The following is a 20,536-nucleotide window of genomic DNA, read 5'->3' as shown; positions in this document are numbered from 1 at the left end:
ACACAACACCACACCCTGGGCCCGCCCTCGAAAGAGAGGAACGGCACAGGAAGTTGTAACCACCAGATTTCCCAACCCCCCCCAGGGGGTTCGGGTACAAGGGTTACGGCGGTCATAGCGTGGGGGAAACGCCCGGTCCCATTCCGAACCCGGAAGCTAAGACCCACAGCGCCGATGGTACTGCACCCGGGAGGGTGTGGGAGAGTAGGTCACCGCCGGACAACCATTAGGTCGAGGACCCCCAACCACGTTGGGGGTCCTCCCGCAGTTAACAGGCTTTTCACAGTTGAGGGTGTAATCGCTGGCTGGATGTTGGCTGGTGCGTCGGTCCCGGGGCAGCGATGCGCAAACGCAGCCGGAGGCCCGATCTTGTGTCACCGTTCGCAGTGGACTTATTCGCGTACCCGCTCAGATCGGTCAACGGCGCACCCGATAGCGCAGGTGAAGCACCCGGTTGCCCTGAATCACCACGTCGGGATCCTCCAACAGGTGCTGTGCGTGGACCGACCCGAAGTAGCGCTTGCCGGACCCGAACACGACGGGTACGACGTCCATGCGCACCTCGTCGACCAGGCCCGCGGCTAGCACCTGGCCACCGACGTCGCCAGCGGCGACCTCGACAATGCGGTCACCCGCGAGCTCCTGCGCCTTAGCCACGGCTGCCTCGACGCCGTCGACGAAGTGAAACGGCGCCTCGGGGTCCCAGCCCTCGGGCTTCGGCCGGTGCGTCACGACGACCACGTGGTCGACTCCGCCCGGAGGCTTCCCGTCCCAGCCGTCCGTCATGTCGAAGACGCGGCGGCCGACGATGGTCGCCCCGATTTGGTCCCAGTACGGCCGGGTGTAGTCGTAGGACGTCTGCGACACCTTCACCTCGCCGCTCTCGTCCAACGGGACGTCACCGCTGGACAACCAGTCGAACAGCGGTCCGGGCTGGTCGTTCTCGTCCGCGAGGAAGCCGTCCACCGACACCGAGCTGTACATGACCACCTTGCCCACGGGGCTCTCCTTTGCTTTGGTGTGCCCCATATTAGCGAGTCGTTCCGGTGTCGGGTCCAACTCGCGATCCACGGCTACCGCGGTCACAAGGACGACACGCTCTACGCCGCCAGGAGGACCCTGCACACCGGCGCCGACCTCCGACTCGAACACCTCCGCGGCTCCGCCCTCGGGTTCCGCAACTTCACCCACTACATCGCGGGATCGCTGCTCGAGACCGGCGGCTTCAGGCCGCTGCTACACCCTGGATTATGAAGAGCCATTAACAATGTTTTCGCAGTTGAGATGTTTATGCCGCGAATGGAATACCAATATTCTATTCGGGGAATACAAATGTGCAGCGCATTTTTGCGCATGTTCATTTGCGCTGTGCATTTTTGCATTAAATTCTTTGGATCCCTACTGGCCATTAGGGCTTAATGTGGGCTCAAGGCATTGGGGGTGTGTGAATCGGACTTAGGAGTCCCACGATGAGCCTCAAATCGAACTTTGCCTTCGGCAACAAAAATCCCAAAGAATATGCCTTAGGCAACAATCCAAAAAAACGTCGGCCTGGATACGCGCATTTGCGCAAACGTTGGATATCCGTGGCCGCAACTCTTTTTCTAGCGGCCACAGTTTCCATCATTGCTGGGCCGGCGGAAGCTGCCACATTGACGTTTCCCGCTTCGGCGGACGCTGTCGTCAAGCGTGACACTCCCACTACCAACTACGGCACGGCAACTGGCCTTAAGGCCGACAATTCGCCGGTGGAAATGTCGTTCTTGAAATTCACCGTATCCGGTGCCGGGACCAACGTCACCGCTGCGAAACTCAGGCTGTTCGTTGCCGACCCTTCCAACCTGGGTGGTCAGTTCCGCCGTGTTCTGAACAACTCATGGACAGAAAGCACGATCAACTTCAACAACGCGCCGGTGGCCGAGACTACGGTTGTGGCATCGCGCGGAGCCGTTACCATCAACACCTTTGTGGAAATTGATGTATTCAGCGTTGTTAGGGGAGACGGCACTTACTCGTTCAGGATCAATAACACTTCGTCCGACGGCGTCATCTACAGTTCGAAGGAAACCTCCGACGCCACGCGCCGTCCCCAACTGATTCTCACGACTGGCACAGAGCCGCCACCTCCACCACCTCCACCTCCGCCGCCCCCGCCACCACCACCTCCGGCAACAAATGCCTGCGGACAGACGGCAGCACCGCCGGCGACATACGACCATGTCATCTGGGTGCTCTTCGAGAACAAGACGTACTCGCAGGTCATCGGGAGCGCCAACGCGCCGTACATGACACAAACCGCCAGGCTGTGTGCCTCAGTGTCCACCTGGAGTGACGCGGGACTAGGCTTGCCGTCGCTACCAAGCTATCTGGCCATGACATCCGGGAGCACCCAGGGCGTCACGTCAGACTCCAATCCGAGCGGCCTGCCACCGATAACAGCCGACAACATCTTCCGGCAAGTGAGGGCTTCGGGCCAGTCGCAGAAGAGCTATATGGAAGACATGCCATCGAACTGCAGACTGAGTGCGTCCGGCCTGTACGCGGAACGGCACAACCCCGAAATTTACTACCAGGGACCGGGGGACAGAACCGCCTGTGCCTCCAACAACGTGCCCATGGGTACCACGACTTCGGGAAACCTTGCCGGGGACCTCGCCAACAACACCCTGCCGGCTTTCTCCTTCCTCACCCCGAACGTCTGCAATGACATGCATGACTGCAGCATCGCTACCGGCGACACCTGGCTTTCCAGATGGCTGCCCATCATCCTGGCCAGCCAGAGCTACCAGGCAGGACGTACCGCCGTATTTGTGCTTTTCGACGAAGACACGCCCCTCCCCAATTTCGTCGTGGCACCGTCGGTGGTCACGGGCACGGTTGTGCAGGGCTCCTACAGCCACTACTCGTTGTTGCGATCAACCGAGGAAATGCTGGGGATCGGCCCGAAATTGCTCAATGCTGGCAACGCGCTTAGCCTGAGGGGGCCGTTGAATATATAGTCATCTCACATTCTCAGTGCCCGTTGAAATACCCGACATCCGGCCGCGGAACATAACCCGGCCGGATGTCGTTGTGTGAGCGGGATGTGGGGCAGGTATTCCAGGTTCCCCGCACGTTCAACCACCGACGTCAAAGGACAATTCATGCCCCAGCGCACCATCGTCATCACCGGAGCCAGCGACGGTATCGGCGCAGCAGCCGCGCGGAACCTGGCGAAGGCAGGCGAGCGGATCGTCGTCGTCGGCCGTTCTCCCGAAAAGACCAAGGCGGTGGCCGCCGGGCTGGGAGCCGATTACTTCATCAGCGACTTCGCCGAGCTGTCGCAGGTGCGTGACCTGGCCACCGCGCTGAAGGAAAAGTACGCGCGGATTGATGTGCTGGTCAACAACGCCGGCGGCATCATGGGCCAGCGCGAGCTCACCGTGGATGGCTACGAGAAGACCTTCCAAATCAACCACCTGGCCCCGTTCCTGCTTACCACTGAACTCATGGACGTGCTGGTGGCCAGCAGCGCAACGGTCATCAACACCGCCAGTGGCGCCAACGCGTTCGGGAACCTTGATCTGGCCGACCTCCAATCCGCCCGGAAGTACTCGACGAACCGCGCTTACGGCACGGCCAAACTCGCGAACATCCTGTTCACGTCGGAGCTGCAGAACCGCTTCGGCGCGGCAGGAATTTCGACGGCGGCCTTCCATCCCGGCGTTGTCGCCACCAACTTCGCCGCGGACTCGACCAGCTGGATGCGGCACGCCTACAAGACATTCCTCAACCGCTTCCTGCTGACTTCAGAACAGGGCGCCGACACGCTGGTGTGGCTCGCCACGTCAACCCCCGGCCAGGACTGGGTGCCCGGTGCGTACTACGCCAAGCGGGCCTTGGCGAAGGCCAACAAACAGGCGTACGACGCTGAGATCGCGCGGGAGCTGTGGGACCGGAGCGCGGAGATGGTCAAGGCAGAGGAGCCCGTGGAGAGGCCTGAGCTCGACCGCCGGTAGCCGCTGATCGAGCTTGTCGAGATCCAGGGTTTCGACAGGCCCAACCAGTGGCCGGGGTCAGCCCTCGCAGCCGTAGCCGTCGTGGTTGCCGTCCAACCGGTAGATATAAGTGCCAACGACCTGGACCGGTCCCTGCACGTAGGCGGGGCCGTTGCCGCTGCCCCCTGAACAGTCGACGTCTGATGCGATGGGCACGCATGCGCCCGAGTAGTTAGGGTCGCAGTCCGATGCCGCCGGCCCCGGAGGCGCTACCAGCGCCTGCTGGGCAGCCTGTTCCGCCGCGGCCTGGGCGGCGGCTGCATCCCGTGCAGCTCGAGCCTCGGCAGCTCGCTGCGACGCAACTCGGGCGGCCGCGGCGTCCGCGGCAGCTTTCTTTGCCGCAGCCTTTTCGGCTGCCAGCTTCGCGGCCTTGTCGGCCGCAGCCTTCGCTGCGGCCTTGGCAGCGGCCACTTTCGTGGCAGCGGCCTTGGCCTTGGCAGCTTTGGCTAAAACGTCCGCAGCCCGCTGGTCCGTGACGGCTTTGGAGGCGGATGCTTCGAGCCACACGAGCTGGCCGGAGGCGTCCTTGGTGCAGATGAAGGCCTCCGACGACTGCGGCATCTGGTCCTTTTCTGACGCACACGGGGTCATTGCCAGCGTGCTCTCTGAAGGAGTTTCCGTGGCTACCTGCGGCTGCCCAGTGCCACCGTTGGCCAGAACGCTGCTGCGGGCCGCCGCTCCATTGCCACAGGCGGTCACTGTCAGCAGCAGCAGCAGGCTTGGCAGGGCCAGCCATTTGACGCGTGCGCGGGCAGCTGGTCCGTCGAGGAAAGCGCTTTTGCGCGCGCTGAAGTACTGGCTCGTGTTCATTGATGCCCCATTAATTCACAAGGTGTGCGAAGTGTGAGGCGAGCGTAGCACCGGCCGATCCGTCGTCAATGGTTCCTCGAAATATGACACGGCTAATGCAAGTATTTCGTTCTGCCAGCGCTGAAGGAGCGCCGGCATGGGATAGCATTCCTCTAGCTCCCGCCGACCAGTGGCCGGAGGCGTTTTTCAATGGGGGAGTCATTCTTATGAGCGTGAAGATAATTCTCGTGGCAACTGTGGCGGCCGCGGGCCTGCTGTTGACTGTTTCCGTGCCGGCAAATGCTGCCCCGGCACCGAGGTCGTACAAGAACTGCACTGAACTCAACCGCGTCTATCCCCACGGTGTGGGAAGGAAGGGCGCCCGGGACCGGACCTCCGGCAGACCAGTCACTAACTTCACGGTCAATAACACTGTTTACGCGTACAACGACGGTGCACCGAAGCGCTATCTCCGCGAATACGACCTTGACCGCGACAACGACGGCATCTCCTGCGAGAAGCGGTAATTGCTCGGGCGCTCGTGGAGTTGAGACTTTGCTGATCGAGCTTGTCGAGATCCAGGGTTTCGGCAGGCTCAACCGGCCCCCGCTGATCGAGCTTGTCGAGATCCAGGGTTTCGGCAGCCTCAACCGGCCCCCGCTGATCGAGCTTGTCGAGATCCAGGGTTTCGGCAGGCTCAACCAGCGGCCTGCCCTCACCGCTTGAGCCGGAGCTCCTCCAGCGCGTCGATGGCGTCCGCCGACCGCAGGATGGCGAGTTCCAGTCCTGTCTCGGGTTCCGGGTGGGAGAACAGGTAGCCCTGCATAGAATCGCAGCGCAGGTCCGTCAGATAGGCGGCCTGGGCTGCCGTCTCGACGCCTTCCGCCGTGACGGTCAGGCCCAGGCTGTGGGCCATGTTGATCATGGAACTGAGAATCGGCAGCTTCTCCGCGCCCGTTCGGATCATGGAGACAAAGGACCGGTCAATCTTCACGGCGTCCACGGGCAGGTCCTGAAGCCGGCCCAGCGATGAATAGCCGGTTCCAAAATCATCCAGCGCCACCCTCACACCCGCCCGGCGCAGGCAGCCCAACTGCTCGATGACGTGCTCATCGGGGTCGAAGAACACACTCTCCGTGACTTCCAGCACGAGCTGCCTGGCGTCCATGCCGCAGGATTCCGCAAGGCAGAGCACACCATCGGCGAAGTCGCGCTCCTTCAACTGCGTTCCGGAAACGTTCACCGCCAGGGAGTGTCTGGGGTCGCCGGCGAGCCAGGGCCGCAGCTGGGTGAAGCTTTCCTGCAGCATATGCGTGCCGATGGCGGACATCAGCCCGCTGCGCTCCGCCGCCGGAATGAACAGCGACGGCGGGATCCTCTCCCCGTCCCGGTCCCACCGGGCAAGCGCCTCGAACTGGGTCACGGATTCAAGCAGAGGTGACACGATGGGCTGGAAGTTGACCGTGAGCTCGCCGTTGTCCACGGCGAGCCGCAGGCCGGCCTCCATGTCAGTCCGCTGGACTAGCGCCGTCATCATCTCAGGTTCAAACCGCATGTAGCGGTTCTTGCCGGCAGCCTTCGCCGCATACATGGCCACGTCTGCGTGGCGCAGCAGCTCCGAAGCGACTACAGCATCCTGGCTCATTGAAGCGAGTCCCAGGCTCAGGCTGGGCCGCAGCATGGCCCCCTCGATCCATACCGGCACATTCAGGGATTCCACAATGCATGCCGCCACCGACTCTGCGTCCTGCGAACCCGTCAGGAGCACCACGAATTCGTCGCCGCCGAGACGGGCCACAGTGTCCTCGGACCCAACGCAGGACCGCAAACGCCGGGCCACCTCGATCAGCATCTGGTCCCCGGCGTGGTGGCCCAGAATGTCGTTGACCTCCTTGAAGTCGTCCAGATCCAGGAGAAGGACGTCGACGGCGGCACTGCACTCGCCGTGCAGGGCCTCGGTCAGCTGGTCGTGGAACAGCTTGCGGTTGGCCAGCCCGGTCAACGGGTCCTGGAACGCCATCGCCTTGAGCTGGGCCGCCTGCGCCGCAAGGTCCGACAACGCCTGCCGGGCCTGCTCCTGCGCTTTGCGCCGCGGTGTTACATCGCGGAAGCTCCACACCCGGCCAACTACCTGGTGGTCAACCTTCTGCGGACGCGAATACCTCTCGAACGTTCGCCCGTCAATGAACTCAAGGACGTCGTGGCTTTCAGCGGTGGGATGGGTGTAGAGCTCATGCACCTTGTCCAGAAACGTCGCGGGGTCTGAGAGCTGACCCAGCACGAACCCCATCACAGCCTCGTCGTCATGCGTGGCCAACAGCTCACGCGGAATTCCCCACATGGACACAAACTGATCGTTGAGGCCGGCGATTTGGCCGTCCGAGCCCACCACCAGGATGCCGTCGGCCGTCGACTCCAATGTGGCGCTGAGCAACGACATTGCCTCCCGCAACCCGGCGTCGGCCTCCTTGCGGTGCGCTGTGGTTCGTACGGCCACGGTCATGGAAGCGCCCTGCTCCGAGCCGAGCAGGGAACAGGCCACCTCGCCCTGGAACTCTGTGCCGTCGCGGCGGAGGCCATAGGTCTCAAACGGATGGTGGCCCGCGGCGCCGTCGGCCGTTCCGTGCCCGCGGCGGAGGCTGGCGAAGAGCCGCTCGAAGCCGTCGCGAAAACCTTCAGCAAGGATGAAGCGGTGATTCTGGCCGACCAGCTCCTGCCGCGTATACCCAAACATGGTTTCCGCCGCGGTGTTGGCCAAGCTGATGACGCCGTCCTCGGCGATGACCAGCACGGCGTCCGGAAGCGCATCGAAGATTGCCTGGTAGCGCGGACGCGGATCCTCATGCTGCTCGGGCCGCAAAGGAGCATCCATTAACCGACCACCGTGTGAGACCACGAATCCTTCATTGAGTGCCAACCCCCTTGGGGAAATCATAGAGGGCTGACCTGACAGGCTCTACCCCGCGGTGTCCGCCAGCCAATCAACCGGAGCATCCGACCCGGCACGCTCTGGCAAAATAGCCAGCATGGAACCAGCCGGCACTGTCCCAGCCTACGATCTCCGCATCAGCATCCGGGGCACCGAACCACTTATCTGGCGCCGGTTGCACGTCCCGGAGACCATTACTGTTCCCGAACTTCACAGCGCCATCCAGGTGGCCTTCGGCTGGGAGAACCGGCACCTCTACGCCATCACCGCCGTCGACCGCCACGGCAGTTACCGAAGCATCATGGGACCTAGTGAAGCGGCAGAGGACACCGACGCGGAGCCCGCGTCCGGCGTCGTGCTCTTTGAACTGGCGGACACCCGCAATCCAGGCCCCGCGAAACTGGAGTACGAGTATGACTTCGGTGACTCATGGATTCACGAAGTCGAAGTCCTGGGTGAGGCCTCGGTACCGGCCTGCACCATGATTTGTGTGGAGGGCGCCAACCGCGGCCCGGTGGAGGACTCCGGCGGAATCGGCGGATACCGGCGGCTGATCGAAGTCCTGGCCGATCCGGGCCACCACGATCATCAGGAGATGGCGGCCTGGTACAAGTTCGCGACCGGTGACGGTGGCGGCACGTTTAACCCCTCATTTGTGGACTTGGCCGACATCAACAGGCGGCTTCGCGCGCTGAGCCGGAAAATGTGGCCGGAACCGCTTTCCGACGCTGAACTCAGTGCCGTGCTCCGTCCCGTCCTCTGGTTGCTTGGCCAGATGCCTCCGGCCGGTCTGGAACTCACCAAGGACGGCTACCTCAAACCGGCCGTGGTCCGGCAGACGATGGATGAGCTCGGGTGGGAGTATAGGTGGCCGGGAAAAGCGAACCGCGAGGTCCAGACGTTGCCCGTTCTGCGTCTCCGTGAACAGCTGCAGGCGTGGAAGCTCATCAGGAAGCTGAAAGGGCGCCTTCACCTGACGCCTGCGGCTCGAAAAATGCACGACGGCGGGCGGCCACTTTGGGACTACATCGTCGAGCGAGTGGCTTTCCCGAAAGAAGACGCCATGAGATTGGTGACCGCACTCGTGGTCCAGTGGATGATCGACGGTTCCACGCCGGCGGGGGACAGGCGCGAGCGGATCATTGCCGATTCGCTGGAGCGAGCGGGGTTCCCGATGACTTCCGGAAACTCCGTCCCTCTTGACTTGGCCCAGGATCTTTACCTTGACATCCGGTGGACGCTGGAATGTCTCGACCTGGTTCATCCCGAGCCGCGCTGGACCAAGCCGCCTGTGCTCACTGACGGCGGACTGAAGTTCCTGCTCCAAGTCGAGTCGCTTCTGGGTGACTAGGGGGCGCCGTCCCGCCGGAAGTGTTCCCATTCTTGTCAGAACCTCAGGGTATGTTTGGGCTTTGACGGAAGGATTCCTTATGACCGAGCCCGAATGGGTCCAGCACGCCATCTGGTGGCAGGTGTATCCGCTCGGCTTCGTCGGGGCCGAACCCGGGGTGGCCCCGGAACAACCGGTGACCCACCGCCTCGGGCAGCTGCTCCCGTGGCTTGACTATGTGTTGGAGCTCGGGGCGTCCGGGCTGGCGCTCGGTCCCGTCTTTTCGTCGGAATCGCACGGATACGACACCACGGACTACTACACCATCGACCCCCGCCTGGGCGACGACGCCGACTTTGACGAACTGATTGCGCAGGCGCACGCGCGGGGTCTCAAGGTCCTGCTCGACGGCGTCTTCAACCACACCGGCCGCAGCTTCGAGCCGTTCCAGCGCGTTCTCGCCGAAGGCCCGCAGGCAGCCACGGCCTCCTGGTTCCGGCTGACATGGCCGGACTCCGCCTGGTCCCCGGGGAGCGAGCCAGAGTACGAAGACTTCGAGGGCCACCATCACCTAGTGGCGCTGAACCACGAAGAACCCGAGGTCGCCCACTTCGTCACGGACGTGATGAAGCACTGGCTCGGCCGCGGCGCCGACGGGTGGCGCCTCGACGCGGCGTACGCGGTCCCGCCGTCGTTCTGGAAGCCTGTCCTGGCGGAGGTACGGCGCGAGTATCCGGAGGCGTATTTCCTCGGGGAGTACATTCACGGGGACTACGCGGCGGAAGTGCGCGCGAGCACCCTGGATTCGGTCACGCAGTATGAACTCTGGAAGGCCATCTGGAGCTCACTCAACGACGGTAACTTTTACGAGCTCGCGGCGGCACTGGAACGGCACAACAGGTTCCTCGATACCTTTGTGCCCCTGACCTTCGTAGGGAACCACGACGTCACCCGCATCGCGAGCAAGCTGGAGAATCCGGACCTGCTGCCGCTCGCCCTCACCGTACTCCTGACAATCGGGGGAACGCCTTCCATCTACTACGGCGACGAGCAGGCATTCCGCGGCGTCAAGGAGGACAGAGCCGGGGGAGACGACGCCGTCCGGCCGGCTTTCCCCGCCGCGCCCTCGGATCTGGCAACGGTGGGGCGGCCCGTCTACCACGTGCACCAGGAACTGATCAGCCTCCGCCGGCGCCACCCGTGGCTGCACGGCGCGCACACCGAGGTTCTGACCCTCAGCAACGAGCACCTTGTTTTCGAAGCCCGCGCCAACGGCGGCGCCCTGGTCGTGGCCCTGAACCTGTCCGGTGAACCGGCCCGACTGGCTGTGCCCAAGCCGGCTACAGGGTTGCTGGCAGGCCGGGGCGAGAAACAGCCAGGCAGGGACGCTGTGAGTCTGCCGGCTTATGGGTGGGCGGTGCTGGGCACCTCCGGTGCATGAGCAACGCCACTGGTTGAGCTTGTCGAAACCGGCTGTCCCTTGATCTCGACAGGCTCGATCAGCGAAATACAGGCTTGATCAGGGGGACACAGGCTCGATCAACGGGTCTGGCTGCCGCTGGTTGAGCTTGTCGAAACCGGCGCCGCAACCGGCCGTGCGTTCGTCCCCAGCCCGCGCACTGTCCAGCCTTCCGCTTCCCAAGCCGCAGCGTCCAGCACGTTGCGTGCGTCCAGCACCGTCCGCCGTCGTACCAGCTGCCCAACGAGGGCCGGCGACATGGTGCGGTACTGGTCCCACTCGGTCAGCAACAGCACCAGTTCGGCACCCTCCAGCGCCCGCCCAGGAGCTGACTCGAAGCGCAGCTGCGGGTAGCGCATCCACGCGTTGTTGATGGCCTTGGGGTCCGTCACCGTCACGTGCGCCCCGGCCGCAGCGAGTTGGAGGGCGACGTCCAGGGCGGGGGAGTCGCGGATGTCGTCAGTGTCCGGCTTGAACGCGGCGCCCAGCACGGTCACCGTCCGCCCGGCCAGGTGCCCGTCGCAGAGGTCACGGGCGAGGTGCACCGTCCGGCTCCGCTGCCCAGTGTTGATGGAATCCACCAGCCCCATCCAGTCGCTCACCGCACCAACGCCCAGTGAAGAAGCCTGCGTCTTGAGGCTACGGATATCCTTCGGAAGACAGCCGCCGCCGAACCCCAGACCCGCGTGCAGATACCGGTTCCCGATACGCGGATCAAGGCCCATCGCCTCGCTGAGCTCGCTCACGTCAGCGCCGGAGGCATCACACAACTCGGACATCGCGTTGATGAAGCTGACCTTCGTGGCCAGGTACGCGTTCGACGCCGATTTGATCAGTTCCGCCGTGGCGAAGTTGCAGACCAGCCTCGGAATGCCAGCGCACAGCAGCGGCTCGTAGACGGCATCCAGCACGGCGGTCACACCCCGCGCAATTCCGCTCCCTCGCGCGAAGGCGGATTCCTTGCCGCCCGCCACGCCGTACACGAGCCGGTCCGGCACCAGCGTGTCCTTTACCGCGGTTCCCTGTCGCAGGAACTCCGGGTTCCAGCCGAGCAGGACGTCAGGCCGGCGGGCGAGCATCTTGCCGAGCATGTCGACGGTGCCCACGGGCACGGTCGATTTACCGACGACGGCGGCACCGCGGCCCAGGTGCGGAAGGAGCGTTCGGGTGGCGGAGACCAGGTAGCTGAGGTCGGCGCCGTCGGAGGTTTTGGACTGCGGGGTGCCCACGCAGAGGAAGTGGACCCGGGCGTCTGCGGCGTCGGCGAAGTCCGTGGAGAAGGTGAGCCGGCCGGTGGTGCGGCCGTCGCTGAGGAGCTCGTCCAGCCCAGGCTCGAAGAAGGGCGCGGTGCCCCTGGCGAGATGGTCCACCTTGGCGGGGTCGACGTCGATCCCCACCACGGTGTGGCCCATCGAGGCGAGAGTGGCGGCGTGCACGGCGCCGAGGTAGCCGCAGCCGATCACGGAGATTTTCACAGGGCGGCTCCTTCGGTGCTGCGGGCGGGGTTGGTGCGGAGGGCCTCGGGATCGAGACGCTCAACCGGCGGGAGGTTGTAGATTTCGCTGGTAGGGCCCGTCGAAACCGGTGTGCCGGCGATGACTGCCTTGTAATGCCGGACCAGTTCCGCGCTGAGCGCCGGCCACGTCCGGCCCTGGACCGAAGCGTGCGCCGCCGCCGCGAACGCACGGCGCTTGGCGTCGTCGCCCATCAGGTCCACGACGTGCCGGCGCAGTCCGGCCAGATCGCCGGGTTCGTACAGCCACCCGGTGCGGGAGTTCTCCACTAGATCCAGCGGCCCGCCGCGGCCTGTGGCCACCACCGGCACACCCGATGCCATGGCCTCCTGGATGGTCTGGCAGAACGTCTCGAACTCGCCCGGATGCACGAACAGGTCGAAGGATGCCACCGCCCGGGCCAGCTCCTCGCCGCCGAGGAACCCCGCGAACACGGCACCGGGAAGAGCCTCTTCCAGGGCGGCACGCTGCGGCCCGTCACCCACAACGACCAGCCGGGTGCCGGGGATGTCGGCCAGCACCGCCAGGTCCTCCACCTGCTTCTCGATGGCCAGCCTGCCCACATAGCCGATGATCCGTTCACCGCCGGGAGCCACGGAAGCCCGCCAGCCGTCGTCGCGCTTTTCTGGCGAGAACCGCGCGGTATCCACACCGCGCCGCCACATGTCCACCCGCGGAATCCCGCGGCCGCGCAACTGGTTCAGCGCGAAAGTGGAGGGCGCCAGCGTCCGGGAGGCCAGCAGGTGAATGTTCTCCACCCGGTTCCACGCCCAGTTCTCGAGGAAGGGGACCCCGTACCGCGCCGCGTAGCTGGGAACCTCGGTCTGGTAAATCGCCACACTCGGGATGCCGAGCTGTTGCGCCGCCTGCGCTGCCCGCCAGCCGAGTACAAACGGTGACGCCAGGTGGACCACGTCCGGTGCGTAATCGGCAAGGATTCTCTTGACCCGGTTCACACCGCCCAGCGCCACTCGGAGATTCGTGTACCCGGCCAGCGGGACGGAGGGGAGCCGGTGCACAAACGCGCCGTAAACAACGTCCAGAACATCTGTGTCCGACGTCGACGGCGCAATCACCATCACCTCGTCTCCCCGCTCCTGCAGATGCTCCAGCACCCGCAGGATGGAGTGCGTAACCCCGTTCATCAGCGGCAGGAAAGATTCAGCGACTATTGCGATCCTCACCCCTCCACGGTGTGCCCGGCGTCTGACGTTGTGGGGGAGGCGGCGTGACGGTAAGGGGAAGGTTGGGTTAACAGGAGGGCCAGAGTTTCGACGGGCTCAACCGGCGGGCGACCGGGGTTTCGACGGGCTCAACCGGCAGCAGACCGGGTTTCGACGGCCAGGGTTTCGACGGGCTCAAACGGCGGACGGCCGGGGTTTCGGCAGGCTCAACCGGCGGGGTCGGACCTCAGGACGTCCGGCAGCTCGTCCACATACACGGTCTGCGGCGGCTCGAAGTAAATGACGAGGACCTTGTCACCGACCGGGAAGATGCTGGTCTTATCGAACGGGTGCGCGTGGAAGGCGTTGGTTCCGCCGCGGAACGGAAGCATCACTTCGCCGATGGTGCCCGGCCCGATCCGCCCGGTGACCCTGCCGATCTTTCCGGTGAGGCTCCGGTCCACATTCCTATGCACTGGGAGGCTTCGGGGCATGCTTGGCAGGATCCTGACCGTTCTTGAGCGCCGAGGAAAGGCGGGGAAGGAACGTGCCGGCCTGGGAGAGGATGCCGCCGAGCATGCTGTTGACGCCGTCCGCGCCGTTAAGGACCGTCATCTGGCCGACGTGGCCGAACGGTTCTGCGGCGGCAGCCACGATTGCCGGCATGTTCTCCGCCAGCTGCTGGGCGATCACGGCGTCCTGGTTGGTTTCGAGTGCCTCGCCGCGGGCCTTGATGCCGTCCGCCTCCGCCAGGGCCTTGGCCTTGATTGCCGACGCGGCTGCGTCGCCGCGGGCTTTGGTGGCGGCCGCTTCGGCTTCACCTGTCACGCGGGTGGCCCCCGCGATGGCAGCGGCGGCCGTGGCGTTGGCCTGCGCCTCGACTTCCACGCGCCGGGCGTTGGCCTGCGCTTCGAGCTCGGTCCGCTTGGCCCGTGCTTCGGCGGCGCTGATGTCAGCGGACTTCTGAGCCTCCGCCTCGGTGCGCTGGGCGTAGGCCTTGGCGTCCGCGGGTTTGCGGATGCTGGTCTGCAGTTTCTGTTCCTCGCGGTCCGCCTCGAGCTTGGCCACTTCGGTCTCCTGGACCACCACCTGCTGCCGCGCCGTGGCGTCCGCCAGCGGTCCGGCCTGGGCCGCGTTGGCCCTGGCACGTTCGGCATTGGCCTGGGCAACGGACTGCTTGATGGCCGAAACGCTCTGGGCGTCTGCGATCTGCGCCGCAGCTTCGGCTTCCTTCTCTGCCGCCTCCCGGTTCCTGGTGGCCTCGGCGATGCGGGCCTCCATTTTGACCTGTGCAATGTGCGGCTTCGCGATATTTTGGATGTACCCCGTGGGATCCTGCAGGTCCTTTATCTGGAGCGAATCAACCACCAGGCCGAGCTTTTCCATTTCCACGCCGCTGGCGCCGCGGACCTGGGACGCGAGCTTGTCGCGCTCGCGGATGATTTCCTCCACCGTCATACTGCCGATGATGGACCTGAGATGGCCCTCGAAGACGTTGTAGACCTGGCTTTCCATTTTGGGCTGCTGGCCGAGAAACCTTCTGGCCGCGTTGGCAATGAAGGCGGGCGCATCGCCGATTTTGTAAATGACCACACCGTCCACAATGACCTGGATGCCTTGGGACGTGACACAGGAAACCTTGAGCTCGGTTTCATTCAGTGTCAGGGACAAGGCCCTGACGGTCTGCAGCCCCGGAACCACGAGCGCACCTTTCCCGGTAACGATCTTGAAGTCCATCCCGTCCGTGCTCTCAAGGGTTCCGCGGGTCAGGCCGGAAATGATGAGCGCCTCGTTGGGTTCGGCCACCTTCCACATCAGTTTTACGGCCAGCCAAATAGCGCCGACGCCAACCAGCACCCCAAGGATGATCGATATTAGCGGGAAGAAAGCTGACAGAGCCTCCACGAGTATTTCCTTTCACGTCATTGAAAAAGGTAAGAGTCGAGCCGGCGGAGCTGATTGCCTGCTTAAGAGACAGTCTTGTCGGCCCGGTATCCGGAAGTCCAGCGATTTGCGGAACACCTTCAGGACGCCTTGGTACTTGGGTCTTCCGGCCCTTGCGGAACGACGGCGAGGCCCCGGGGCCGGGGCGACCGGCGCCTACTCCTGCTGTTCCAGGATGAGCCGGGCGTTCCGCTGGGCCTCAATCTCTTCCGCGGCCACCATTTGCCCGGCCAGGTAACCGGCCCCGGCCATGATCCGCCTCAGCTCGGCCACGGTGCGCGGCGTGCCCACCCCCAGATGCGCCACGGCGTGGCAATTCGGGCACAGCGGCACCAAATCCGCGACCGGATCCAGCTGGTACTCGCCGCCGACCTGGGAGGCCGGAACGATGTGGTGGACGTGGATGAAGCCCCTGCCAGCCTCGCCGTAGGCAGCTTCGAAGGAAAAGCCGCAGGCGGCGCAGTTTTCCCCATGGTGCGCCACACAGATCCGCCGCGCGTCAGGGCTGCGCTCGTACCGGTTAACCTGCACCCGGCTGACAGCGCTCTCAGGGTACGTGCCGGGCACGGGATGGGTGGGGTCCGAGGCAGGAGCCGGGCCGAACTCCTTCCATACGTTCCGAATACGCGCCGCGTCGAGCACGTCGAGGAAGATGTCCGGCAGGTCCTGGCCGTCCCAGTTCAGACCGGGCAGGGCTTCAGCGAGAACATGGGGCGGCACCTGGTCGCCGACGGGCAGCAGAGCGTCAAAGTCCACCCGGATCTGCCGCATCGCGGTGGCAGCCAGTTCAGGCTCCCCGCCGCCGGTCCGGACGGGCGGCTCATCTGGTGTCTCAACCGGCAGGTCCTCCGAGACCACCGTGCCGTGGCCGAGGAGCCCGCTGCGGGTTCGGGCCTGCAGCCATAGCCAGGCTTCCGTGCCGGAACGGATGTCCGCTTGGCCAGCCACGCTCCACGTGGCCAGGCACTGGCCCGTTTCCGTGACCAGTTCGACGGCGGCGGCATGGTTCCAGCCGTTCCTGCGGTCCGGGTCCCACGCCAGGAGGATGGCTGTCATACGTCCATTCTTCCAGTGTTTTTGCCCGGCATGCTCGTGCCCGGACTAAGGCCCCTTGGTCCGTCAACTACGGGGGATCCGTGGCCGCGGGACGGGTCTTCAACCGGCGCCGCCCGGAGCCCCGCCCGGGAGACGGAGACCTGCGTCCTAATCACGGACTGACGGCCGGGCTGAATTTGCCCGTTCCACATCGGCCGCGCTCGCAGCTTGGCCTCGGGCCCTAAGTCCTGCCACGACGCCATCGACGTCGGCGTCGGGCCGGTTCTGGCTGAGTTTGGTCTTCGCGTCGATCCTTGTGATCAGCAGTTCGACGCCCACGATGGCGCGCAGCTGGCCGGACACGTAGCGCTCAGGTGCGTCGTCCACGGACCAGGGCCGCTCGGCCTCGGCTTCGTTGAGGTCGGTCAGCCGCCTCACGTGATGGCTGAGCCAGGCCGGGTCGTCGTGGATAACCAGCTTGCCGTACACATGGGCGGTGGAGTAGTTCCAGGTTGGCACGACGCGTCCGTGTTCGGCCTTCGATGGGTACCAGGAGGGCGAGATGTAGGCGTCCGCGCCCTGGAGGATTGCGAGTGCCTCCCCGATCGCGGGTTCGGACCACTGGGCGTTGTTTCGTGCAAGGTGCCCGTGCAGCGCGCCGTGTTCACCAATCGAGGGCTCAAAGACGAACGGCAGCAGTGTGGCGAGCAGGCCCTGCGAGGTCATAGTGACCAGATTGGCAGCGGCGGGCCGCGTGAGTAGATCATGGATTGCGTCGGGGCCGGCTGCGAAATGCGTTGGGACGTACATGGGGACTTCCTTTGTTGGATTAAGGATCTGTTGGGTCTGAATCGTCAGGGATTCTGTGCCGGGCGGCGCGGCGGGTTGAGCCGTTCGCGGATCGCGATGCCGGCACAGAGGATGACGGCGAGGCCGCCGATGATGGTGGTCCAGGTCAGGCTCTCGCCCAGCAGGAGCCCGGCCCAGCAGATGCTCAGGACCGGCTGGATGAGTTGGACCTGGCTGACCTGGGCCATCGGTCCGATGGCCAGGCCGCGGTACCAGGCGAAGAAGCCAAGGAACATGCTCACGACGCCGAGGTAGGCGAAGGCCAGCCACTGGACCGGGGTAGCGGAAGGCGGCTGCTGAGCCACGGAGAGGGCGCCGAGGAACACCATCAGCGGCGATGCGAGGACGAGGGCCCAGGACACCGTCTGCCACGCGCCGAGCTCGCGGGCCAGCAGGCCGCCCTCGGCGTGGCCGATGGCCGCAGCCACCACGGCACCGAGGAGCAGCACGTCCGCCCAGTGCAGCTGCCCGAGGCCGCCGGACTGCATGGAAGCGAAGACGATGGCCGCCAGCGCGCCCACGCCGGCGATGAGCCAGAACGCCAGCGGTGGACGCTCGCGCCCACGGAGAACCGCCGCCGTGGCCGTCGCGGCCGGGAGAAGAGCAATCACCACGGCGCCGTGGCTGGCGGGGGTGGTGGCAAGCGCGAAGGACGTGAGCAGGGGAAAACCGACGACGACGCCGGCGGCCACCACCGCGAGTCGGGCCCACTGCATGCCGCGTGGGAGTCGCTGCCGAGTGAGTGCGAGGGCGAAGGCGGCCAAGACCGCGGCTACGACCGCCCGGCCGGACCCGATGAACAACGGCGACAGTCCAGCGACAGCCACCCGGGTGAAGGGAACGGTGAAAGAGAAGGCCGCTACTCCGATGAGGCCCCACCACAGACCCGTGGGTTGTCGTGGCGATATCACTGGCCGAATAAGCGTAGTAGCGCTACTATTGTCTCTCATGAACAACGATAGCAGTTCCCGGATAGCGACGCGACTGCGGGAATGGATCGCCAAGGCCGCACCGGGATCCAGACTGCCGTCCACGCGGTCACTGGTGGCCGAATACCAGGCCAGCCCCGTGACGGTGCAGAAGGCCCTGCAGACCCTCACGGCGCAGGGCCTGATCGAGAGCCGGCCGGGCGTCGGGACCTTTGTGCGGGCTGTCCGGACCGCACGCCCGTCCGACTACGGCTGGCAGACTGCGGCGCTGCGGTCACCTCTGGCACCGCTGCCCCCGGCCTCCAGCACCATGCGCACCGTGCCGAATGATGCGATCTCCTTCCACTCCGGTTACCCGGACCGCGAACTCCTGCCGGAGCGGCTCGTGCGCGCCGCCCTCGTGCGCGCGGCCCGCGGCGATGCAGCCCTGTCCCGTCCGCCCGCCGCCGGCCTGCCGGAGCTTCAGTCCTGGTTCGCACACGAGCTCGGCACCTCGACGCCGGCGGGGACCACACCGCCGAACCCGAGCGACGTCGTCGTACTCCCTGGAAGCCAAAGCGGGCTGAGCTCCATCTTCAGCGCACTGGTGGGCACGGGGCAGCCGCTGCTGCTGGAATCGCCCTCGTATTGGGGCGCCATCCTGGCCGCCGCGCAGGCCGGTGTGCGCGTAGTCCCGGTGCCCAGCGGCCCCGACGGTCCGGAGCCGGAAGAACTGGCCCGCGCCTTTGACGAGACCGGCGCTCGCGTGTTCTACGCACAGCCCAACTACGCGAACCCCACCGGGGCGCAATGGCCCGCCCGGCGGGGCGAACAAGTCCTGGACGTCGTACGCGAGAACGGTGCGTTCCTTGTGGAGGACGACTGGGCCCATGACTTCGGCATCACGACGACCCCCGTGCCCATCGCAGCGCGCGACGACTCCGGCCACGTTGTTTACCTTCGCTCTCTGACGAAGAGCGTATCCCCGGCGATCCGTGTCGCCGCAGTCATCGCCCGCGGCCCGGCGCGCGAACGCATCCTGGCCGACCGGGCGGCGGAATCGATGTACGTCAGCGGCCTGCTTCAGGCGGCAGCGCTCGACGTCGTGACGCAGCCCGGGTGGCAGACGCACCTGCGCGGCCTCCGCCACCAGCTTGAGTCTCGCCGGGACCTGCTGGTCACCAGCATGCGCGAGCACGCCCCGCAGGCGCACATCGAGCAGGTTCCCAAGGGGGGTCTGAACCTCTGGGCGCGCCTGCCGGACGGGACCGACCTCGAGCAGCTCACCCGCGATTGCGAGAGTGCGGGAGTCATCATCGCCGCCGGCACCGAATGGTTCCCGGCCGAACCGGCGGGGCCCTTCATCCGACTCAACTACGCCGGACCCAACCCGGGTGCCTTCCCGGAAGGGGCCCGCATTATTGGCCAGGCCATCGAACGCAACGGCCTCTAAGAATCGGGCAGCGACGCAGGAGGCCGTCATCCGCTTGGAATGCGTCCGCTGCGGTCCTGGCGGAAGTCCCGGCACGTGAAACGGCCGCCCCACCCGAAGGTGAGGCGGCCGTCGTCGTGCTTCAGGTCCTAAGGAGTTGGACCTTAGGTGTTCTGCACGTGGTCCTTCGCATCCGTGGCGCTGGACTTGACGTCTGAGACTGCCGCCTGGCCCTCTCCCTTGACGTGGTCAGCAGCGTCGGTAGCGGTCGCCCTGACGTTCTCCATGGCTTCCTGGGCCGGTTCCTTCAAGCCCTGGGCCATGTCCTTGGCGGCCTCGGTCAGCTGCGTGGTGACCGGTTCCGCTGCGGTCTTCAGGGCGTCGGCAGCCTCCCGTTCCTTCTCGCTCGGCGGGATAAGGGCCGAGACAAGCAGGCCCGCACCGAACGCGATCAGCCCGGCTGCCAGCGGGTTGCCCTGCGTCTTCACCGCTGCCTTGTGCGGGGCGTCGCTGATGGCCGCGCCGGCGTCGCCGATTGCGGATCCGGCGGTGCCCGAGACCGAATGGACGTTGCCTGAGGCGTGGTCCGCAGCTCCCATGACTTTCTCCTTCACTCCAAAGACGGCGTCCTTGACCTTGTCAGTCTGCCTGTGGACGATGTTGGACGGTGATACTTTGTCGGCGACCGCGTCCACGTTGGTGCCGAGGCGTGCGCGGGTCGTTTCGATGTCGGCGCGGATGGCGTCCGGGTTTTCACTCATCGGTGGTCTCCATTGGGTTTCAGGGTGGGCGGGATTTCCTGGACGGTCTCAACGGTCTGGGGCATGCCCTTGATGGCCTTGAGTTCCTTGCGTCCTACCGATGCGAGGACCGCGGCGATGATGCCCCAGATGACTGCAACGACGACGGCGGACCAGCCGAGGCCCATCAGTTCACCGAGGGCGTACCAGAGGGCGATGGACAGGAACAGGAGCACGAAGTGCCCGGCCACGCCGGCGCCGGCGAGCATGCCGCCGCCCTTGCCGGCCCGGGTGCCGGACTGCTTCAGTTCGGCCTTGGCGAGTTCTATTTCCTGCCTGATCAGGGTGGACAGGTCCCGGGTGACTTCACCCAGGAGATCTCCCAGGGACGTCGAATCCGCCTTGGC

The 20,536-nt window shown here is 65.2% G+C and carries 20 protein-coding genes and 1 rRNA gene; 9 read left to right on the top strand and 12 right to left on the bottom strand.

Going from position 1 to position 20,536, the window contains the following annotated elements; translation table 11 throughout:
* Positions 1-104: 104 nt before the first annotated feature.
* Positions 105-221 (top strand): 5S ribosomal RNA (gene rrf, locus AC1D14_RS22090).
* A gap of 196 nt (positions 222-417) precedes the next feature.
* On the opposite strand, the gene AC1D14_RS22085 is transcribed toward rrf, so the two are convergent.
* Positions 418-999 carry a dihydrofolate reductase family protein gene (locus AC1D14_RS22085; RefSeq protein WP_230121526.1) on the bottom strand — a complete coding sequence of 194 codons (582 nt, stop codon included), beginning with the start codon at positions 997-999 and terminating at the stop codon, positions 418-420.
* 21 nt (positions 1,000-1,020) lie between these two features.
* Between AC1D14_RS22085 and AC1D14_RS22080 the strand changes: the two genes are divergently transcribed.
* From AC1D14_RS22080 to AC1D14_RS22070, 3 genes are all read left to right on the top strand, one after another.
* Positions 1,021-1,254 (top strand): hypothetical protein, encoded by a 234-nt coding sequence (locus tag AC1D14_RS22080; RefSeq protein ID WP_476882478.1) that lies wholly within the window; start codon positions 1,021-1,023, stop codon positions 1,252-1,254.
* A gap of 215 nt (positions 1,255-1,469) precedes the next feature.
* The gene (locus tag AC1D14_RS22075) at positions 1,470-2,999 is read left to right on the top strand and encodes a CBM96 family carbohydrate-binding protein (protein ID WP_476969187.1); all 1,530 of its coding nucleotides are present in this window, start codon (positions 1,470-1,472) and stop codon (positions 2,997-2,999) included.
* A 144-nt stretch (positions 3,000-3,143) separates the two neighbouring features.
* Complete coding sequence (locus tag AC1D14_RS22070; RefSeq protein ID WP_230117058.1) at positions 3,144-3,998, top strand: SDR family NAD(P)-dependent oxidoreductase; 855 nt, start codon at positions 3,144-3,146, stop codon at positions 3,996-3,998.
* Between the two features lie 57 nt (positions 3,999-4,055).
* Here AC1D14_RS22070 and AC1D14_RS22065 read toward each other — a convergent pair whose 3' ends face one another.
* Complete coding sequence (locus AC1D14_RS22065) at positions 4,056-4,847, bottom strand: hypothetical protein (protein WP_476969186.1); 792 nt, start codon at positions 4,845-4,847, stop codon at positions 4,056-4,058.
* Positions 4,848-5,053: 206 nt separating this feature from the next.
* Here AC1D14_RS22065 and AC1D14_RS22060 point away from each other — a divergent pair, with 206 nt between their 5' ends.
* Complete coding sequence (locus AC1D14_RS22060) at positions 5,054-5,353, top strand: excalibur calcium-binding domain-containing protein (RefSeq protein ID WP_230117061.1); 300 nt, start codon at positions 5,054-5,056, stop codon at positions 5,351-5,353.
* Between the two features lie 28 nt (positions 5,354-5,381).
* Entirely contained in the window at positions 5,382-5,552 is a 171-nt protein-coding gene (locus tag AC1D14_RS22055; protein ID WP_476969185.1) for a hypothetical protein, read from the top strand.
* Here AC1D14_RS22055 and AC1D14_RS22050 read toward each other — a convergent pair.
* A complete protein-coding gene (locus tag AC1D14_RS22050) occupies positions 5,542-7,698 on the bottom strand; it encodes a putative bifunctional diguanylate cyclase/phosphodiesterase (protein WP_476969184.1) in 2,157 nt (718 codons plus the stop codon). The genes AC1D14_RS22055 and AC1D14_RS22050 overlap by 11 nt on opposite strands.
* 154 nt (positions 7,699-7,852) lie before the next feature.
* Here AC1D14_RS22050 and AC1D14_RS22045 point away from each other — a divergent pair, with 154 nt between their 5' ends.
* Complete coding sequence (locus tag AC1D14_RS22045; protein ID WP_476969183.1) at positions 7,853-9,106, top strand: plasmid pRiA4b ORF-3 family protein; 1,254 nt, start codon at positions 7,853-7,855, stop codon at positions 9,104-9,106.
* A 79-nt stretch (positions 9,107-9,185) separates the two neighbouring features.
* Complete coding sequence (locus AC1D14_RS22040; RefSeq protein WP_476969182.1) at positions 9,186-10,526, top strand: alpha-amylase family glycosyl hydrolase; 1,341 nt, start codon at positions 9,186-9,188, stop codon at positions 10,524-10,526.
* 98 nt (positions 10,527-10,624) lie between these two features.
* Here AC1D14_RS22040 and AC1D14_RS22035 read toward each other — a convergent pair whose 3' ends face one another.
* The 7 genes from AC1D14_RS22035 to AC1D14_RS22005 form a co-directional block, all read right to left on the bottom strand.
* Positions 10,625-12,019 (bottom strand): UDP-glucose dehydrogenase family protein, encoded by a 1,395-nt coding sequence (locus tag AC1D14_RS22035; RefSeq protein WP_230117065.1) that lies wholly within the window; start codon positions 12,017-12,019, stop codon positions 10,625-10,627.
* On the bottom strand, positions 12,016-13,242 hold the full coding sequence (locus AC1D14_RS22030) for a glycosyltransferase family 4 protein (protein WP_230117066.1): 1,227 nt from the start codon (positions 13,240-13,242) through the stop codon (positions 12,016-12,018). Before AC1D14_RS22030 ends, AC1D14_RS22035 begins: the two co-directional genes overlap by 4 nt.
* 206 nt (positions 13,243-13,448) lie before the next feature.
* Complete coding sequence (locus AC1D14_RS22025; protein WP_476882477.1) at positions 13,449-13,697, bottom strand: hypothetical protein; 249 nt, start codon at positions 13,695-13,697, stop codon at positions 13,449-13,451.
* Positions 13,690-15,126, bottom strand: coding sequence for a flotillin family protein (locus AC1D14_RS22020; protein WP_230117067.1), 1,437 nt, complete (start codon positions 15,124-15,126; stop codon positions 13,690-13,692). Before AC1D14_RS22020 ends, AC1D14_RS22025 begins: the two co-directional genes overlap by 8 nt.
* A 195-nt stretch (positions 15,127-15,321) precedes the next feature.
* Positions 15,322-16,221 carry an HNH endonuclease gene (locus AC1D14_RS22015; RefSeq protein WP_476969181.1) on the bottom strand — a complete coding sequence of 300 codons (900 nt, stop codon included), beginning with the start codon at positions 16,219-16,221 and terminating at the stop codon, positions 15,322-15,324.
* 147 nt (positions 16,222-16,368) lie between these two features.
* The gene (locus tag AC1D14_RS22010; protein ID WP_230117069.1) at positions 16,369-17,010 is read right to left on the bottom strand and encodes an FMN-binding negative transcriptional regulator; all 642 of its coding nucleotides are present in this window, start codon (positions 17,008-17,010) and stop codon (positions 16,369-16,371) included.
* Between the two features lie 44 nt (positions 17,011-17,054).
* Positions 17,055-17,999: a DMT family transporter gene (locus tag AC1D14_RS22005; RefSeq protein WP_476969180.1), complete on the bottom strand. Its 945-nt coding sequence runs from the start codon at positions 17,997-17,999 to the stop codon at positions 17,055-17,057.
* On the opposite strand from AC1D14_RS22005, the gene AC1D14_RS22000 reads away from it, so the two are divergent.
* A complete protein-coding gene (locus AC1D14_RS22000) occupies positions 17,998-19,410 on the top strand; it encodes an aminotransferase-like domain-containing protein (RefSeq protein ID WP_230117071.1) in 1,413 nt (470 codons plus the stop codon). The genes AC1D14_RS22005 and AC1D14_RS22000 overlap by 2 nt on opposite strands.
* Positions 19,411-19,553: 143 nt before the next feature.
* Here the strand turns inward: AC1D14_RS22000 and AC1D14_RS21995 are convergent, their stop codons facing one another.
* Positions 19,554-20,150, bottom strand: coding sequence for a DUF3618 domain-containing protein (locus AC1D14_RS21995; protein ID WP_230117072.1), 597 nt, complete (start codon positions 20,148-20,150; stop codon positions 19,554-19,556).
* Positions 20,147-20,536, bottom strand: a 390-nt coding sequence (locus AC1D14_RS21990; protein ID WP_476969179.1) for a phage holin family protein, incomplete at its 5' end; no start/stop codon positions are given. The genes AC1D14_RS21990 and AC1D14_RS21995, both read right to left, overlap by 4 nt.

This window comes from Arthrobacter sp. P1_B11, assembly GCF_056406715.1.
This window is presented reverse-complemented; position numbering and strand designations above follow the sequence as displayed.

Excerpts from the sequence above, each read along its gene's own strand:
- AC1D14_RS22075 (WP_476969187.1), top strand. The coding sequence starts at position 1,470 with ATGAGCCTCAAATCGAACTTTGCCTTCGGCAACAAAAATCCCAAAGAA.
- AC1D14_RS22070 (WP_230117058.1), top strand. The coding sequence starts at position 3,144 with ATGCCCCAGCGCACCATCGTCATCACCGGAGCCAGCGACGGTATCGGC.
- AC1D14_RS22065 (WP_476969186.1), bottom strand. The coding sequence starts at position 4,847 with ATGAACACGAGCCAGTACTTCAGCGCGCGCAAAAGCGCTTTCCTCGAC.
- AC1D14_RS22060 (WP_230117061.1), top strand. The coding sequence starts at position 5,054 with ATGAGCGTGAAGATAATTCTCGTGGCAACTGTGGCGGCCGCGGGCCTG.
- AC1D14_RS22050 (WP_476969184.1), bottom strand. The coding sequence starts at position 7,698 with ATGGATGCTCCTTTGCGGCCCGAGCAGCATGAGGATCCGCGTCCGCGC.
- AC1D14_RS22045 (WP_476969183.1), top strand. The coding sequence starts at position 7,853 with ATGGAACCAGCCGGCACTGTCCCAGCCTACGATCTCCGCATCAGCATC.
- AC1D14_RS22040 (WP_476969182.1), top strand. The coding sequence starts at position 9,186 with ATGACCGAGCCCGAATGGGTCCAGCACGCCATCTGGTGGCAGGTGTAT.
- AC1D14_RS22015 (WP_476969181.1), bottom strand. The coding sequence starts at position 16,221 with ATGACAGCCATCCTCCTGGCGTGGGACCCGGACCGCAGGAACGGCTGG.
- AC1D14_RS22010 (WP_230117069.1), bottom strand. The coding sequence starts at position 17,010 with ATGTACGTCCCAACGCATTTCGCAGCCGGCCCCGACGCAATCCATGAT.
- AC1D14_RS22000 (WP_230117071.1), top strand. The coding sequence starts at position 17,998 with ATGAACAACGATAGCAGTTCCCGGATAGCGACGCGACTGCGGGAATGG.
- AC1D14_RS22005 (WP_476969180.1), bottom strand. The coding sequence starts at position 17,999 with ATGAGAGACAATAGTAGCGCTACTACGCTTATTCGGCCAGTGATATCG.
- AC1D14_RS21995 (WP_230117072.1), bottom strand. The coding sequence starts at position 20,150 with ATGAGTGAAAACCCGGACGCCATCCGCGCCGACATCGAAACGACCCGC.